Source organism: Streptomyces sp. 135, assembly GCF_020026305.1.
Lineage (GTDB): Bacteria > Actinomycetota > Actinomycetes > Streptomycetales > Streptomycetaceae > Streptomyces.
Genome location: NZ_CP075691.1, coordinates 8,070,041 through 8,085,826, shown reverse-complemented (window position 1 = coordinate 8,085,826; position 15,786 = coordinate 8,070,041). Strand labels below are relative to the sequence as shown.

Sequence of the window (15,786 nt, the reverse complement as noted above, 5' to 3'; positions counted from 1 at the left end):
TTCTGGACGGTTCCGGACGGCAAAGTCGGCCGTCCATATCGTTCATAGCCACAGGCGGGCCGGGATCGTAGAGTCCCAGAAACTCATTCTTTAATTCGGAAATCCGCTGAATGATCTGTCGATCGACTACGTCGAGATGTACGTGGCGGACCTGGCGGCGGCGACGTCGTCCTGGACCGACCGGTACGCCTTCACCGTGGTCGGCACGAGCACCTCCGCGGACCACCGAGGCGTCACCCTCCGCCAGGGGCGGATCACGCTCGTCCTCACGCAGGCGACGTCGGAGGAGCACCCCGCGTCCGCGTACGTGCTGGCCCATGGGGACGGTGTCGCCGACATCGCGCTGCGCACCGCCGACCCGGAGGCCGCCTTCCACGCGGCGCTCGCGCGGGGCGCCATGGCGCACCGGCGTCCGCGGCGGCACGGCGACGGCGGGCCCACCGTCACGGCGGCGGTCCGCGGCTTCGGGGACCTGGTCCACACACTCGTCGGGCGTGAGCCCGGCGAGGGCCCTGGGCTGCCCGTCGGCCACGTACCCGTGCCGGCCCCGGACCGCGAAACGGCCCCGGACCACGAACCGGTCGCGGGCGTCGGCCTGTTGGAGCTCGACCACATCGCCGTGTGCCTGAACGCGGGCGACCTCGCCCCGATGGTCGGCTACTACCGCGACGCCCTCGGCTTCCGGGAGATATTCGAGGAGCGCATCGTCGTCGGCGCCCAGGCGATGGAGTCGACGGCCGTGCAGAGCCCGTCGGGCACAGTGACGCTGACGCTGATCGAGCCCGACACCTCGGCCGCGAGCGGCCAGATAGACGAGTTCCTCAAGAGCCATCAGGGCGCGGGCGTCCAGCACCTCGCGTTCTCCTCGGGTGACGCGGTGGCCTCCGTGCGTGCCCTGTCCGGGCGGGGGGTCTCCTTCCTGCGCACCCCGTCGTCGTACTACGACCTGCTCGGCCGGCGGGTCGCCCTGAGCACGGAGCGGCTCCAGGACCTGCGGGCGACGAACGTGCTGGCCGCCGAGGACCACGACGGGCAGCTCTTCCAGATCTTCACCGCCTCGGACCACCCGCGGGGCACGCTGTTCTTCGAGATCATCGAGCGGCAGGGCGCCGAGACCTTCGGCAGCGCGAACATCAAGGCGCTCTACGAGGCCGTGGAGATGGAGCGGACGAAGCAGCGTGGATTCCACCAGCGCTGAGGCGACGACGGCGCGGGCTGCGCACGCGGACCCGGCCCACGCCTTGTGCCTGGCCGATGTCGAGCGCGCCGCGGCCGCCGTCCTGCCCGCCGAGGTCCGCGACTTCATCTCCGGGGGCAGCGGCGCCGAGACGACGCTCGACGCCAACCGTGCCGCGCTGGACCGGGTCCGCCTCATCCCGCGCGTCCTGCGGGACGTGTCGCGGTGCACGACGCGGACCACCCTCCTCGGGCATCCGGTCCGCGTGCCGTTGGCGATCGCGCCGGTCGCCTACCAGCGGCTCGTGCACCCCGATGGCGAGCTGGCCGCCGCACGGGCGGCGGGCGCGGCGGGGGTGCCGTTCATCGTGAGCACGCTCAGCAGTGTGCCGGTGGAGCGGCTCACGGCGACCGGCGCGTCGGTCTGGTTCCAGCTCTACTGGCTGCGCGAGCCCGGCCGCTCGCTCGACCTGGTCACCCGGGCCGAGGACGCGGGCGCGCAGGCCGTCGTGCTGACCGTCGACGTGCCGTGGATGGGGCGGCGGCTGCGGGACATGCACAACCGGTTCGCACTGCCGGACCACGTGCGCGCCGCCCACCTCGCCGCCGGGCCCACGCGGGCGCACCAGGCCCCGGACGACGCCGTCTCCGCGCTGGCGGTCCACACCGACGCGGCGTTCTCCTCGGCCCTGACGTGGTCGTCGGTGGCGGCGCTGCGCGAGCGGACGCGGCTGCCGCTGGTCCTCAAGGGCGTGCTGGCCGCCGAGGACGCGGCGCGGGCCGCCGAGTGCGGGGTGGACGCCGTCGTGGTCTCCAACCACGGGGGGCGTCAGCTGGACGGCGCGGTTCCCAGCGCGGACGCGCTGCCGGAGGTCGTCTCGGCCCTGGCAGGACGCCGCTGCGAGGTCCTGCTGGACAGCGGTGTCCGCAGCGGCACGGACATCCTGAGGGCACTGGCCCTCGGCGCGCGGGGCGTCCTGGTCGGGCGTCCGGCGCTCTGGGGGCTAGCGATGGGCGGGGAGGCGGGCGTCCGACGCGTCCTCGCCCTTCTCGCCGAGGAGTTCGGGGACGCCCTGGGGCTCGCGGGCTGCGCGGACGTGTCGGCCGCGGGGGAACTGCGCGCCGTACGGCACGGATGAGCCGACGCGGCCGCTCCGCGTCCGGCCTCAGAGGTCGACCCAACCCCGCTTCTCGGCGAATTCCAGCATGCTCGCGCGCACCCGCACGATCTGGTCGCCGGTCAGGTCCGGCGCCGCCGACAGCAGAACCTCGGTGACGTCATGGGTGAACTCGTCGCGCGACAGGACGTCGCACACGCCGTCGTCGCCGGTGGCCCCCTGCGCCGCGCCGCGCCCCGACGGCCCGACGTGTCCGTTCACCGCGGGCGCGGGCGCCGCCGTGCCGTCGCCGACGCCGTCGATCAGATGCGCCGCGAACGCCTTCCGCCCGCGGTCGTTCGCGATGATCTGGAATTCGACGCGCGCACCGGGTACGAGATTCCCGGGATCACCCGAGAAGACCGATGTGTGGAGAAAGACGTCCTCGCCGCCGTCATCCGCCGCGATAAAACCGAAACCGCGCATCCCGTCGAACTTCAGAATCGTGCCCGTGCCCGATGCCATTTCCCCCACCACCCGACGCCCTTGACAAGAGACCACACCTTAACAAGGACGCATATCTCCAGGTACCCCCTGTGCCTCCGGACACCTGCCCGGCTCGCGCTCCGGCCCACGACCTAGAATCGTGGGGTTTGTCCCCGAGCCGCGTACGGAGAACCCATGCACAGCCCCCACGATCCGTTCGTACGCGTCCGGGGTGCCCGGGAGCACAACCTCCGGGGCGTCGACGTGGACATCCCGCGAGACGTGCTCGCGGTGTTCACCGGCGTCTCCGGCTCGGGGAAGTCCTCGCTCGCCTTCGGGACGATCTACGCCGAGGCGCAGCGGCGCTACTTCGAGTCCGTCGCCCCGTACGCCCGGCGGCTCATCCACCAGGTGGGCGCCCCGAAGGTCGGTGAGATCACGGGCCTGCCGCCCGCCGTCTCGCTCCAGCAGCGCCGCTCGTCGCCGACCTCGCGCTCCTCCGTCGGCACGGTGACCACCCTGTCCAACTCCCTGCGGATGCTCTTCTCCCGCGCCGGCAGCTACCCCGAGGGCGCCGAGCGGCTCGACTCGGACGCCTTCTCGCCGAACACCGCGGCCGGCGCGTGCCCTGCGTGCCATGGTCTGGGCCGTGTCCACCGGACCACCGAGGAGCTGCTGGTCCCCGACCCCTCGCTGTCCATCCGCGAGGGCGCGATCGCCGCCTGGCCGGGCGCCTGGCAGGGCAAGAACCTCCGGGACGTCCTGGACACCCTCGGCTACGACGTGGACCGGCCGTGGCGCGAGCTGGACGCCGCCGACCGCGAGTGGATCCTCTTCACGGACGAGCAGCCGGTGGTGACCGTGCACCCGGTGCGCGAGGCGGGCCGCATCCAACGCCCGTACCAGGGCACGTACATGAGCGCCCGGCGCTATGTCATGAAGACCTTCGCGGACTCCAAGAGCCAGACGCTGCGGGCCAAGGCGGAACGGTTCCTGGCGAGCGCGCCCTGCGCGGCGTGCGGCGGGAGCAGGCTGCGTCCGGAGGCGCTGGCGGTCACGTTCGCGGGCCGGACGATCGCCGAGCTGGCCGCGCTCCCCCTGTCCGAGCTGGCGGACGTCCTCGCGGGCGCCGCGGACACGTCCGAGACGGCGCGCGTACTGACCGAGGACCTGTTGGCCCGCATCGCGACCGTCACCGAGCTGGGCCTCGGCTATCTCAGTCCGGACCGTGCCACGCCCACCCTGTCGGCGGGAGAGCTCCAGCGCCTGCGGCTCGCGACGCAGCTCCGCTCGGGCCTGTTCGGGGTGGTGTACGTGCTGGACGAGCCGTCGGCGGGGCTCCATCCGGCGGACACGGAGGCCTTGCTGACGGTTCTCGACCGCCTCAAGGCCGCCGGCAACTCCGTCTTCGTCGTGGAGCACCATCTCGACGTCGTACGCCACGCGGACTGGCTCGTCGACGTCGGCCCCCACGCGGGCGAGCACGGCGGCCGGGTGCTGCACAGCGGCCCGGTCGCCGCGCTCGAAGGCGTCGAGGAGTCGGCGACCGCCCGCTTCCTCTTCGGCCGCGAGCCCGCTCCGGTACGCGAAGTGCGCGCGCCTCGCGGTTGGTTGAAGGTCGGCCCGGTCACCCGGCACAATCTGCGCGCGGTGACGGCGAAGGTCCCGCTCGGCGCCTTCACGGCGGTCACGGGCGTCTCCGGCTCGGGCAAGTCCACGCTCGTCGGCGAGATCACCGAGGAACTGCCGGGCGTCGGCCGGCTGGTCCGCGTCGACCAGAAGCCGATCGGCCGCACGCCGCGCTCCAACCTCGCCACCTACACGGGCCTCTTCGACGTCGTACGCAAGGTCTTCGCGGCCACGGAGGCGGCGAAGGAGCGGGGTTACGGCGTCGGCCGGTTCTCGTTCAACGTCGCGGGCGGGCGGTGCGAGACCTGTCAGGGCGAGGGGTTCGTCAGCGTCGAGCTGCTCTTCCTGCCGAGCACGTACGCGCCCTGCCCGGACTGTGCGGGCGCCCGCTACAACCCGGCGACCCTCGAGGTGACGTACCACGGGAAGAACATCGCCGAGGTGCTCGACCTGACGGTGGAGGCGGCCGCGGAGTTCTTCGCGGACACGCCGTCCGTCGTCCGCAGCCTGCGCACGCTCCTCGACGTCGGTCTCGGCTATCTGCGGCTCGGGCAGCCGGCCACGGAGCTGTCGGGCGGGGAGGCCCAGCGGATCAAGCTGGCGAGCGAGTTGCAGCGGGCTCGGCGCGGGCACACGCTCTATCTCCTCGACGAGCCGACGACGGGGCTGCACCCCGCCGACGTGGAGGTGCTCACGCACCGCCTGCACGAACTGGTCGACGCCGGGAACTCGGTGGTCGTCGTCGAGCACGACATGGCGGTGGTGGCGGGCGCGGACTGGGTCATCGACCTGGGCCCGGACGGTGGCGAGGGCGGCGGCCGGATCGTGGCGGCGGGCCCGCCGAGGGACGTGGCGCGGGCGCAGGACAGCCGCACAGCGCCGTACTTGCGCCACGCGCTCGACTAGGCGCCCCCGAAGGGGCGCGGGGAACTGCGCGACCAGCCACATCGGACTCGCAGATCCCCACCGGCCCCTCCGGCGGAGCTACCGACTGACCTTCCGGGTGGCCCGCAACCACTCCTTGTTCATCGCGGAGATGGAGGGCAACGGAATCCCCTTGGGGCAGGCAGAGGCGCAGGCGCCGGTGAGCGTGCAGCCCCCGAACCCCTCCTCGTCCATCTGCGCCACCATGTCGAGCACACGGGTCTCGCGCTCGGGGGCACCCTGCGGCAGTACATTGAGGTGGTTGACCTTGGCCGAGGTGAACAGCATGGCCGAGCCGTTGGGGCAGGCGGCCACGCAGGCCCCGCAGCCGATGCACTCGGCGTGCTCGAAGGCGAAGTCGGCGTCCGGCTTGGGCACGGGCGTGGCGTGGGCGTCGGGCGCGGAGCCGGTCGGGGCGCTGATGTAGCCGCCGGACTGGATGATCCGGTCGAACGCCGAGCGGTCCACGACGAGGTCCTTGACGACCGGGAAGGCGGCGGCGCGCCACGGCTCGATGTCGATCGTGTCGCCGTCCGCGAAGGACCGCATGTGGAGCTGGCAGGTGGTGGTGCGCTCGGGGCCGTGCGCGTCGCCGTTGATGACGAGCGAGCAGGCGCCGCAGATGCCCTCCCGGCAGTCGTGGTCGAAGGCGACGGGGTCCTCGCCCTTGACGATGAGTTCTTCGTTGAGGGTGTCGAGCATCTCCAGGAAGGACATGTCGGACGAGATGCCGTCCACCTCGTACGTGGACATCGCGCCGTCGGCGTCGGCGTTCTTCTGGCGCCAGACGCGCAGGGTGAGCTTCATGCGTAGCTCCGCTGGGTGGGGTGGACGTACTCGAAGACGAGGTCTTCCTTGTGCAGGACGGGGGCTTCGCCGGTGGCGGTGAACTCCCAGGCGGCGGCGTAGGAGAACTCCTCGTCGCGGCGGGCGGCCTCGCCGTCCGGGGTCTGGGACTCCTCGCGGAAGTGGCCGCCGCAGGACTCGGCGCGGTGCAGGGCGTCGAGGCACATCAGCTCGGCCAGTTCCAGGTAGTCGACGATGCGGTTGGCCTTCTCCAGGGACTGGTTGAACTCCTCGCCGGTGCCGGGGACCTTGATGCGGCGCCAGAACTCCTCACGGATCTGCGGGATGCGCTCCAGGGCCTTGCGCAGGCCGCTCTCGGTGCGGGCCATGCCGCAGAACTCCCACATGACCTCGCCGAGTTCGCGGTGGAAGGAGTCGGGGGTGCGGTCGCCGTCGACGGACAGCAGGAGGTTCAGCCGGTCCTCGGTCTCCGCCAACGCCTCCTGGACGACGGGGTGTTCGACGCTCACCTCGTCCTTGTGGGGGTGGCGCGCGAGGTAGTCGTTGATGGTGGACGGCAGGACGAAGTAGCCGTCGGCGAGGCCCTGCATGAGGGCGCTGGCGCCAAGCCGGTTCGCGCCGTGGTCGGAGAAGTTGGCCTCGCCGATCGCGAAGAGTCCGGGGACGGTGGTCTGGAGGTCGTAGTCGACCCAGAGGCCGCCCATCGTGTAGTGCACGGCGGGGTAGATCCGCATCGGCACCTCGTACGGGTTCTCGGCGGTGATCCGCTCGTACATGTCGAAGAGGTTGCCGTACTTCTCCTCGACCTTCTTCCTGCCCATGCGCCGGATGGCGTCGGCGAAGTCGAGGTAGACACCCTGTCCGCCGGGGCCCACTCCCCTGCCCTCGTCGCATACGTTCTTGGCGGCGCGGGAGGCGATGTCGCGGGGCACGAGGTTGCCGAAGGAGGGGTAGATCCGCTCCAGGTAGTAGTCGCGCTCGTCCTCGGGGATCTCGTTCGGCGGCCGCTGGTCGCCCCTCGCCTTCGGCACCCAGATCCGGCCGTCGTTGCGCAGCGACTCGCTCATCAGCGTGAGCTTGGACTGGTGGTCGCCGGTGCGCGGGATGCAGGTGGGGTGGATCTGCGTGAAGCAGGGGTTGGCGAAGTACGCACCGCGCCGATGGGCCCGCCAGACAGCGGTGGCGTTGGAGTTCATGGCGTTCGTCGACAGGTAGAAGACGTTGCCGTAGCCGCCGGAGGCGAGGACCACCGCGTCGGCGAAGTAGGTGTCGATCTTGCCGGTGATCAGGTCGCGGGCGACGATGCCGCGGGCCCGTCCGTCGACGACGATGACGTCCAGCATCTCGGTGCGCGGGTGCATCTCCACGTTTCCGGCGGCGATCTGCCTGCTCAGCGCCTGGTAGGCGCCCAGCAGCAGCTGCTGGCCCGTCTGGCCGCGCGCGTAGAAGGTGCGGGACACCTGGACGCCGCCGAAGGAGCGGGTGTCGAGCAGTCCGCCGTACTCGCGGGCGAACGGCACGCCCTGCGCGACGCACTGGTCGATGATCTCGACGGAGATCTGCGCGAGGCGGTGCACGTTGGACTCGCGGGCGCGGAAGTCGCCGCCCTTGACGGTGTCGTAGAAGAGGCGGTGGACCGAGTCGCCGTCGTTGCGGTAGTTCTTCGCGGCGTTGATGCCGCCCTGGGCGGCGATCGAGTGGGCGCGGCGCGGCGAGTCCTGGTAGCAGAACTGCACGACGTGGTAGCCCTGTTCGGCGAGCGTGGCCCCGGCTGAGCCGCCGGCCAGGCCGGTGCCGACGACGATGACGGTGTGCTTGCGGCGGTTGGCGGGGTTGACCAGCTTCGCCTGGAAGCGGCGGGTGTCCCAGCGGTCGGCGATCGGGCCGCTCGGGGCCTTGGCGTCGACGAGCGGCTCGCCGGTCGCGTAGGCGGCGTACTCACTGGAGTAGTTCATGGTTCAGCTCACCAGTCCGGTCATGACGGCCACGGGTACGGAGACGAAGCCGACGGTCAGCACCAGCGCGAGTCCGCCCGCCAGCGGCTTCAGGACGCGGTCGCGGGTTGCGGTGCCGACGCCCAGGGTCTGCGCGGCGCTCCACAGGCCGTGCCGGACGTGGAGGCCGAGGGCGACGACGGCGACGATGTAGATGACGTTGCCGTACCAGGTGGAGAAGGTGTCGATGATGTTCTGGTACGGGTGCAGGTGCTCGTAGCCGCCCGGGTGCACGGTGCCGGTCGTCAGGTCGAGGATGTGCCAGACGATGAAGAGGCCGAGGATGACGCCGCCCCAGCGCATGGTGCGGGTCGCGAAGGTCGCCTGCGCCTTCTTGTGGACGTACTTGGTGGGGCGCGCCCTGATGTCCAGGCGGCTCAGCTGGTAGGCGGACGTGGCGTGCGCGACGACGGCGGCGACGAGGACCACGCGGACGAGCCACAGCGTCCACTCGTAGTGCATGAACGGCTCGCCGACCGTGCGCAGCCAGTGCGCGTAGTGGCTGATCTCCTCGGGGCCGAAGAAGATTTTCAGGTTTCCGACCATGTGCGCGACCAGGTAGAGCAGCATGATCAGACCGCTCACCGCCATCACGGTCTTCTTGCCGATGGTGGAGTCCCAGAGCGTGCGGGTCATGGACGGCCGTTTGTCCGTCCGCGTTGCCAGAGCCATGTCAGCGACGCTACGGCCGAAAGTCCCGATCGGTCCAAGAGATGGTTCGGCTCATCTCGATAGCCTCGTCCTATCGTGCGGCGTAGGGTGCCTGTATGCAGTTCCAGCAGCTCCTCTACTTCGTCGCGGTCGCCGAGACGCGGCACTTCACGCGGGCGGCGGAGGAGGTCCATGTCTCCCAGCCGTCCCTCTCCCAGCAGATCAGGGCCCTGGAGAAGGAACTCGGCGCGGAGCTGTTCAGCCGGGCCCGCGGCAACATCACGCTGACCGACGCGGGCGAGGCGCTGCTGCCGCTGGCCCGCCGCATCCTCGCGGACGCGGACACCGCGCGGATCGAGGTGCAGGAGCTGGCGCAGCTGCGGCGCGGCCGGATCCGGCTCGGCGCGACCCCCAGCGTGTGCACGGGACTGCTTCCGGAGATCCTGCGCGCCTTCCACGACCGGCATCCGGGGATCCAGCTGCTCATCGAGGAGGGCGGCTCCCACGACCTCGTACGGGAGCTGGCGCGCGGGGCGCTGGATCTGGCCCTGGTGGTGCTGCCGCTGCCGAGCCCGTCACCGGCGCTGACCACGGTGGAGCTGCTGCGTGAGGACCTGGTCGTGGTGTCGTCCCCGCGGGCGCGGCGCCGGCTCGGCGAGTCCGTGCGGATCGCCGACCTCCAGGGCGAGCGCCTGGTGATGTTCCGGCACGGATACGACCTGCGGGAACTCACCGTCGCCGCGTGTCGCGCCGCGGGGTTCGAGCCGGAGTTCGCGGTGGAGGGCGGTGAGATGGACGCGGTGCTGGGGTTCGTACGGGCCGGGCTCGGGGTGGCGGTCGTGCCGCGCATGGTGGCGGAGCGGTCGGGGTCGGATCTGCGGGTGACGCGGCTTTCGCAGCCGAGCCTGCATCGGACGATCGCGCTGGCGCACCGCAGTGATGTGGCGCCGCCGCGGGCTGCGCGTGAGCTTCAGCGGATGCTGTTGGTAGGGGGCGGGTAAGAGCTCCGGGGTGCGCGTCGTATGCCGGGTGCGGGTGTGTTATGGCTGGTCGCGCAGTTCCCCGCGCCCCTGACGGGGGCGCATCCGGGCCCCGTCAGGGGCGCGGGGAACTGCGCGCGCAACCACACGAAGACCCGCACCCCGGCGGTCAGCCGACCGCGTCCGCCAGTGCCAGTTCATGCAGGCGGTCCGGCGGACCGGGACGCGCGTAATACCAGCCCTGAGCAGTATCGCAGCCAAGCTCCCGCAGCTGGTCCGCCTGATGGCCCGTCTCGACGCCCTCGACCGTGACCGCGAGGTCCAGGCTGTGGGCGAGCGCGACGATCCCCTCGACGATCTTCAGGTCGACGGGGTCGGCCGGGAAGTGCTGCATGCCCTGGGTGAAGGAGCGGTCCAGCTTGAGCACGCTCACCGGCAGCCTGCGCAGATTGGCGAGGTTGGAGTAGCCCGTGCCGAAGTCGTCGAGCGCGATGTCGACGCCCATCTCCGCGAGCCTGCGCAACGGCTTGAGCAGATCGTCGTCCGCTCCTATCAACGCGGACTCGGTGACTTCCAGGCAGAGCGCGCCCGGCGCGAGGCCCTCGCGCTCCAGGATGTCGACCGTGTCGGAGACAAGGCCCGGATGAGTGAGCTGCATGGGCGAGAGGTTGACGTTGACCCGCAGTGGCGCGGCGTCCGCTCCGCCCTGCGTACGCGACTCCCAGAGGCGGGCCTGCCGTACGGACTCCTCGAGCACCCAGCGGCCAAGGGGCACGATCAGGCCGGTGTGCTCGGCGAGCGGGATGAACCGGTCGGGGCCGATGATCCCGTGCTGCGGGTGCAGCCACCGCACCAGCGCCTCGGCGCCGCGCACACTGCCGTCGCCGAGGTGCACCAGCGGCTGGTACTCGATGAAGAACTCGCCGCGCTCCAGGGCGGCGGGCAGCGCGGTGGTCAGGCCGTGCCGGGTGATGGCGCGGGCGTCGGCCTCCGGGTCGGCGACCTCGTAGCGGTTGCCGCCCGCGGACTTCGCGCGGTACATCGTGATGTCGGCGCTGCGCAGCACCTCCGCCGCGCCGCGCTCCCCCGCGGGGCCCTCCACGATGCCGATGCTGCCGCGCACCGTCAGCTCTCGGCCGTCCACGCGGATCGGGGCGGAGAGGGCGTTCATGATGCGCCCGGCGAGCTCGTCGACCTCGGTCTCGGTGTCGGGGCCCGTGGTGAGCGCCACGAACTCGTCGCCGCCGAGCCGGGCCACCATCTCGCCGGGCGCGGTCGCGCAGGACTGGAGCCGGTCGGCGACCTCCACGAGCAGCCGGTCGCCGGCCGCGTGCCCGAGGCTGTCGTTGACGGTCTTGAAGCCGTCGAGGTCGAGGTAGCAGAGGCCGAACCGGGCGTTCTCGCCCGCCGAGAGGGCCTTCTCCAGGCGCTCGAAGAACAGCGTGCGGTTGGGCAGACCGGTGAGCGCGTCGTGGGTGGCCTCGTAGCGCAGGCGGAGGTTGAGCAGCCGGCGCTCCGTGGTGTCCTCCATCAACGCCAGCTGGTACTGCGGCAGTCCGTCCGCGTCCCGCAGCAGTGAGACGGTCAGGTTCGTCCACAGGACCGTGCCGTCGGGACGGTAGAAGGCCTTCTCCACGCGGTAGTGCTCGCGCTCGCCGCGCACCAGCTCCTCGTACAGCTTCCATACGTGGGGCGAGTCGTCGGGGTGTGTCCACTCGGCCGCGTTGCGTCCGCGCAGATTGCTCTCCAGGCCGCCGAACATGCGCACCAGCGCGTCGTTGACCTCCAGGATCGTGCCGTCCAGGCCCGCGATGCCGATGCCGATCGCCGCCCCGTGGAAGACCGCCCTGAAGCGTGCCTCGCTCGCGTGCAGGGCTTCGGCGACGGCGCTGCGCGCGCTGAGCGCGGCGCGGGAGATCGCCTCCTGCTCGGCGAGGGTGCGCTCGCGCAGCGCCTGGGCGAAACCGGCCGCCACCGCGTGCTGGATGCGCGAGCTGCGGGCCCGCAGCTCCTCCTGGGAGCCGTCGCCGCCGCAGTACAGGACCAGGTAGGCGTCGACACAGTCGAGGGTGCGGCTCAGCGCCTCGGGGTCGGTGCAGTGCGTGTCGATGAGGGCGGCGCCGACCGCGTGGCCCTGCGTCGCGTCGAAGAACCGCTCCTGGAGCGCGTCGCGCAACCGCCGGGCGAGCGGCACCAGTTGCTCCTCGAACTCGGGACGGGTCAGCGAGGTCGCCGTCACCGGGAAGATGGCACGGCTCCAGATGGTGGCGAACCTGCGGAGTCTTCCCTCCGGCCCGTCCGGCTCGGCGCTCAACGCTTCTGTCCCACGCCCGCGAACCCCGAGAAGGAGTACGGGTCCTCCTCGTCGGGCGCCGTGTCGGGCCGCCAGTGCGGCATCGGCACCAGGCCGGGTTCCACCATGTCGTATCCCTCGAAGAACCGCGCGATCTCGTCGCGCGAGCGCATGATCAGTGGATTGCGGATGTCCTTGTATACACCGACCGTGCCGTCGGCCTGCTCGGGGGGAACCGGGATCCCTTCGTACGAGGCGTGGGTGACGACGATCAGGCTGCCGGGCGCGAGGGCGTCCCGCAGTTCGGCGACCGCCGCGTACGGATCGTACGCGTCCTCGACGAAGTGCAGGACGGCGACGAGCAGCAGGGCCACCGGGCGGTCCAGGTCGAGGAGCGCGTCGACTTCCGAACTGCCCAGAATGTCCCGGGGCTTGCGCAGGTCCGCGGCGACGACCGCGGCCCGTTCGTCGCCGTCGAGGACCGCCTCGCTGTGCGCGACGGCGACCGGGTCGTGGTCGACGTACACGACGCGCGCCTCGTCGCTGGCCTGCTGCGCCACCTCGTGGACGTTGCCGAAGGTCGGGATGCCGGAGCCGATGTCGAGGAACTGGGTGACGCCCTGGTCGACGGCGTACCGCACCGCTCGCCTCATGAACGCGCGATTGGCCTGCATGATCTTCGGCAGGCCCGGCATGAACTCCATGGCCTTGCGGCCGGCCTCCCGGTCCACCTCGAAGTTGTGCGAACCGCCCAGGTAATAGTCGTAGATGCGGGAAACGCTGGGCATCGAGATGTCGATGCCGAGCGGGGCCCAGGCGGGACGCTCCATCAAGACTCCAAGGCATAGGGGGTGACGCGGGCGATCCGTTGTTCGAGGGTGAGGCTACTGATCGTCCGCCAAGGGAGCGAGTCAAAACGGAAATTGGCCGTCCGTTCTCGGTCACTGCCTTTGGCAAGTGCCGTACGCCACACCGAAAGCCGGTCCGTTCCCCTTCCCTTCTGTGGGGAGGAGGGGGAACGGACCGGCCGGCCGTGCACCGTGGGGGGTCCGGGGGTTATCGGGGGGCGCCCACCGCCTTGCCGTCGGGGCTCGCCGCGTACCAAGTGCCGCCCACACCCTGCCCGTTGGTGTCGCCGGGCTTCTTGTCGCCGGCGAAGGTGTACAGCGGCCAGCAGTCGATCGTCTGCTGCTTGCCGCCGTCCGGGCGGTCGTAGGTCATGTAGCCCTTCTTGTCGATGCCCTTGGTGTCGGCCTTGTCGACGGGGGCGACGGCGGGCCACTTCTCGGCGCAGGCGCCCTCGCAGTTGGACTTGATCGGCCAGGCGGAGTCCTTGGTGAAGCGGTAGACGGTCATGCCGTTCTTGTCGACGACGATCTCACCGAGCTTCGGGTCCTTGCGGGTGGACAGGCCCGCGGGGTCGGCGGGGGCGGCCCCGTCCGGGGCGCTCTCGGTGGGGGCGGTTCCGGCCGCCGCGGGCGCGGCCTTCTTGCCGTCGGGGGCCGCTGCGTGCCAGACGCCGCCGACGCCCTGGCCCTTGGCGTCACCGGGCTCGGTGTCCTTCGCGTACCGGTACATCGGCCAGCCGTCGATGGTGAGCTGCTTGGTGCCGTCGACGCCGGTGACCTCGCCGAGCAGGGAGCCGTCGACGCCCGGCGCGGCCTTCGCCCCGTCGGCGGGCGCGGCCGGCCAGAGCTTCAGACAGGCGGCGTCGCAGTTGGACTTGGGCGGCTGGGCGGTGTCCTTGTCGAAGCGGTACAGCGTGAAGCCCGCACTGTCGGTGACGACCTTTCCGAGCTTCTTGCTGTCCCATACGGCGAGCTGACCGGCCGGCTTCGCCTTGGCGCCCGCGCCATCGTCCGCGGCGCCGGAGTCGGCTCCGTATCCGTCGCCCGCGCCGTATCCGTCGCCCTTGGCGGGCGCTTCGTTGCCCACGTTCTGGCCGTTCGGGGACTGGTCGCCCTTCTCCTGGCCGCACGCCGCCGTCAGCGCCAGCAGGGCCACAGCCGTCGCTACGAGCGAGGCGCTCCGCCTGGCCCGAGGGGCTCGCCCACTTGGATGCCGCATCTGTAACTCCCGCTGTCCGCTTGGGTGTTGTGGCGCCGTTGCGCGTCACACATGGCCCTAGGTACGGGCGGGGGCGGCCGTCGCGTTCAATCGGTCCGCAAACTTTTCTACGTGGTCCGGGTGTACGGGGCGTGCGGCTCCCGGGCCGGGCGGCGTCAACTCGAGGGCGGTGGCGCCTCCTCCCTTCGGGTTATTCCGCCGCGTTGCGGCATGCATGGGGTGGACGGCGCCCATGATCTCCGTCGTGCATGGAACTTCGCGGGTCCTGTCGTCCGTCGCCACGCGTGTACTCACGCTCCTGGCACTGGCGTTGCTGTCCGGCGCCTGCGTCACCACCGGCGCGGCCGTGGCCGCCGACTGCGCGTACGCGTCGATCGGCAAGGGCGGTTCGTCCTCGGGGGGCGGCGCGGTGGCCGTGGCGGGGGGAGGTGATTGCTCGGCGGGGCCGACGCACCGCCCGAAGCCCCCGCCGCCACCGCCACCTCCGCCACCGCCTCCCCCGCCGCCACCTCCGCCTCCGGCACCACCCGCTCCTCCGCCGCCTGCCGAGCCGCCGCCGCCTCCGAAGGCCCTGGCGCCGCCGCCCGCACCGAAGGCGCCCGAGCCCGCGCCGTCCCTCACCCCGCCCCCGCCGCCCGCGCCGGACCCGAAGCCGACGGCGGAGCCGAAGCCTCCCGTTCGCACCAGAACGTCCAAGCCACCGCCGCCCGTGACCTATCCGGCGTACCACGCCCCGACCCGTAAGCAGCCGCGCCGCAGCGGCCCGTCCCTCGTCTCGCTCACCCTGCTCATCACGGCGCCCGCGGTGCTCGCCGTCGCCGCGCTCCGCCCGCGCTGACCCGCCGGAGGTTTCCTTGTCGGAATGGCTTGTTCTCACCCTCGCGATGGCGGCCGCTTGCGGTGTCGTGCTCGTCGTGACACTGCTGCGGCACCGCAGGACCGGCGCGGACTACGACGCGTCGGAGACCCCGGACGTCATCGAGTACATGACCATGATGATCGGTGTCGTGTACGCCATCGTCCTCGGTCTGGCCATCGCGGGCGTCTGGGAGGCGCGCGGCGCCGCCCAGGAACACGTCCGCGTCGAGGCCCAGGCCCTGCACGAGGTCTCGGAGCGCGCCCGGGTATATCCGGAGGACGTCAGGGACCGTATTCGCGCCGATGTCCACACATATGTCAGCCATGTCGTCACCAAGGAGTGGGACGCCATGAAGTCCAAGGGGGAACTCACCGATCGCGGTGCGGATCTCCTGGCCCGGATCCGCCATGACGTGACCGACTACGAACCGAAGTCGGACTTCGAGGCCCAGGCGTACCAGCCGCTGGTCGACGAGGTGGCGGCCGCGGACGACGCGCGCAGCTCACGGGCGGACAGCGTGGGGGCGACCATGCCGGGCGTGGTGTGGTTCGGCCTGATCATCGGGGGCCTGGTCACGATCGGCATGATCTTCGCGCTACAGATCCGCCGTACGCCGCGCGAACTGCTCCTCGCCGGCCTCTTCTCCGCCCTGTTCGCCTTCCTGCTCTTCCTGATCTGGGACTTCGACGCCCCGTACAGCCGGGGCATCGCGGCGACGGCGGAACCGTTCAGGGCGCTCTTCCCACACCTCGGCGGCTGATGCCGCCTCTCGCTTGATCAACCCTGCGTTGACCAGCGCCGTCCACTTGAACGCCGAACACCG

General features: G+C 71.3%; 13 protein-coding genes. 6 read left to right on the top strand and 7 right to left on the bottom strand.

Annotated elements, in window-relative coordinates:
* The first annotated feature begins 106 nt into the window (after window positions 1-106).
* Together hppD and KKZ08_RS35785 are read left to right on the top strand one after the other, a co-directional pair.
* Window positions 107-1,198: a 4-hydroxyphenylpyruvate dioxygenase gene (hppD, locus tag KKZ08_RS35790; protein WP_223779329.1), complete on the top strand. Its 1,092-nt coding sequence runs from the start codon at window positions 107-109 to the stop codon at window positions 1,196-1,198.
* A complete protein-coding gene (locus KKZ08_RS35785; RefSeq protein ID WP_223778392.1) occupies window positions 1,179-2,315 on the top strand; it encodes an alpha-hydroxy acid oxidase in 1,137 nt (378 codons plus the stop codon). Before hppD ends, KKZ08_RS35785 begins: the two co-directional genes overlap by 20 nt.
* 27 nt (window positions 2,316-2,342) lie before the next feature.
* Here KKZ08_RS35785 and KKZ08_RS35780 read toward each other — a convergent pair whose 3' ends face one another.
* The gene (locus tag KKZ08_RS35780) at window positions 2,343-2,798 is read right to left on the bottom strand and encodes a cold shock domain-containing protein (RefSeq protein ID WP_223778391.1); all 456 of its coding nucleotides are present in this window, start codon (window positions 2,796-2,798) and stop codon (window positions 2,343-2,345) included.
* Window positions 2,799-2,954: 156 nt separating this feature from the next.
* Between KKZ08_RS35780 and KKZ08_RS35775 the strand changes: the two genes are divergently transcribed.
* Entirely contained in the window at window positions 2,955-5,294 is a 2,340-nt protein-coding gene (locus KKZ08_RS35775; protein WP_223778390.1) for an excinuclease ABC subunit UvrA, read from the top strand.
* Between the two features lie 78 nt (window positions 5,295-5,372).
* On the opposite strand, the gene KKZ08_RS35770 is transcribed toward KKZ08_RS35775, so the two are convergent.
* Genes KKZ08_RS35770 through KKZ08_RS35760 form a run of 3 tightly spaced genes read right to left on the bottom strand, consistent with a single transcriptional unit; the run spans window position 5,373 to window position 8,785 of the window.
* Window positions 5,373-6,119 carry a succinate dehydrogenase/fumarate reductase iron-sulfur subunit gene (locus tag KKZ08_RS35770; RefSeq protein WP_223778389.1) on the bottom strand — a complete coding sequence of 249 codons (747 nt, stop codon included), beginning with the start codon at window positions 6,117-6,119 and terminating at the stop codon, window positions 5,373-5,375.
* Window positions 6,116-8,074: a fumarate reductase/succinate dehydrogenase flavoprotein subunit gene (locus KKZ08_RS35765; protein WP_223778388.1), complete on the bottom strand. Its 1,959-nt coding sequence runs from the start codon at window positions 8,072-8,074 to the stop codon at window positions 6,116-6,118. The genes KKZ08_RS35770 and KKZ08_RS35765 overlap by 4 nt, the downstream gene beginning before the upstream one ends.
* A 3-nt stretch (window positions 8,075-8,077) precedes the next feature.
* Window positions 8,078-8,785, bottom strand: a complete 708-nt coding sequence (locus tag KKZ08_RS35760) for a succinate dehydrogenase (RefSeq protein ID WP_223778387.1) — start codon at window positions 8,783-8,785, stop codon at window positions 8,078-8,080.
* Between the two features lie 95 nt (window positions 8,786-8,880).
* Here KKZ08_RS35760 and KKZ08_RS35755 point away from each other — a divergent pair, with 95 nt between their 5' ends.
* Window positions 8,881-9,765 (top strand): LysR substrate-binding domain-containing protein, encoded by an 885-nt coding sequence (locus KKZ08_RS35755; RefSeq protein WP_223778386.1) that lies wholly within the window; start codon window positions 8,881-8,883, stop codon window positions 9,763-9,765.
* A 148-nt stretch (window positions 9,766-9,913) separates the two neighbouring features.
* Here KKZ08_RS35755 and KKZ08_RS35750 read toward each other — a convergent pair whose 3' ends face one another.
* The 3 genes from KKZ08_RS35750 to KKZ08_RS35740 form a co-directional block, all read right to left on the bottom strand.
* Entirely contained in the window at window positions 9,914-12,058 is a 2,145-nt protein-coding gene (locus KKZ08_RS35750) for an EAL domain-containing protein (protein WP_223778385.1), read from the bottom strand.
* Window positions 12,055-12,867, bottom strand: coding sequence for an SAM-dependent methyltransferase (locus KKZ08_RS35745; protein WP_223778384.1), 813 nt, complete (start codon window positions 12,865-12,867; stop codon window positions 12,055-12,057). Before KKZ08_RS35745 ends, KKZ08_RS35750 begins: the two co-directional genes overlap by 4 nt.
* A gap of 226 nt (window positions 12,868-13,093) precedes the next feature.
* Window positions 13,094-14,104, bottom strand: coding sequence for an SCO0930 family lipoprotein (locus tag KKZ08_RS35740; RefSeq protein ID WP_223778383.1), 1,011 nt, complete (start codon window positions 14,102-14,104; stop codon window positions 13,094-13,096).
* A gap of 244 nt (window positions 14,105-14,348) precedes the next feature.
* Between KKZ08_RS35740 and KKZ08_RS35735 the strand changes: the two genes are divergently transcribed.
* Window positions 14,349-14,942: a hypothetical protein gene (locus KKZ08_RS35735; RefSeq protein WP_223778382.1), complete on the top strand. Its 594-nt coding sequence runs from the start codon at window positions 14,349-14,351 to the stop codon at window positions 14,940-14,942.
* A 16-nt stretch (window positions 14,943-14,958) separates the two neighbouring features.
* A complete protein-coding gene (locus KKZ08_RS35730; RefSeq protein WP_223778381.1) occupies window positions 14,959-15,723 on the top strand; it encodes a DUF4239 domain-containing protein in 765 nt (254 codons plus the stop codon).
* Window positions 15,724-15,786: the final 63 nt, after the last annotated feature.

What these genes read in the sequence shown, in the direction of transcription:
- KKZ08_RS35745 (WP_223778384.1), bottom strand. Translation starts at nt 12,867, where the DNA reads ATGGAGCGTCCCGCCTGGGCCCCGCTCGGCATCGACATCTCGATGCCC.
- KKZ08_RS35740 (WP_223778383.1), bottom strand. Translation starts at nt 14,104, where the DNA reads ATGCGGCATCCAAGTGGGCGAGCCCCTCGGGCCAGGCGGAGCGCCTCG.
- KKZ08_RS35760 (WP_223778387.1), bottom strand. Translation starts at nt 8,785, where the DNA reads ATGGCTCTGGCAACGCGGACGGACAAACGGCCGTCCATGACCCGCACG.
- KKZ08_RS35775 (WP_223778390.1), top strand. Translation starts at nt 2,955, where the DNA reads ATGCACAGCCCCCACGATCCGTTCGTACGCGTCCGGGGTGCCCGGGAG.
- KKZ08_RS35780 (WP_223778391.1), bottom strand. Translation starts at nt 2,798, where the DNA reads ATGGCATCGGGCACGGGCACGATTCTGAAGTTCGACGGGATGCGCGGT.
- KKZ08_RS35755 (WP_223778386.1), top strand. Translation starts at nt 8,881, where the DNA reads ATGCAGTTCCAGCAGCTCCTCTACTTCGTCGCGGTCGCCGAGACGCGG.
- KKZ08_RS35770 (WP_223778389.1), bottom strand. Translation starts at nt 6,119, where the DNA reads ATGAAGCTCACCCTGCGCGTCTGGCGCCAGAAGAACGCCGACGCCGAC.
- KKZ08_RS35765 (WP_223778388.1), bottom strand. Translation starts at nt 8,074, where the DNA reads ATGAACTACTCCAGTGAGTACGCCGCCTACGCGACCGGCGAGCCGCTC.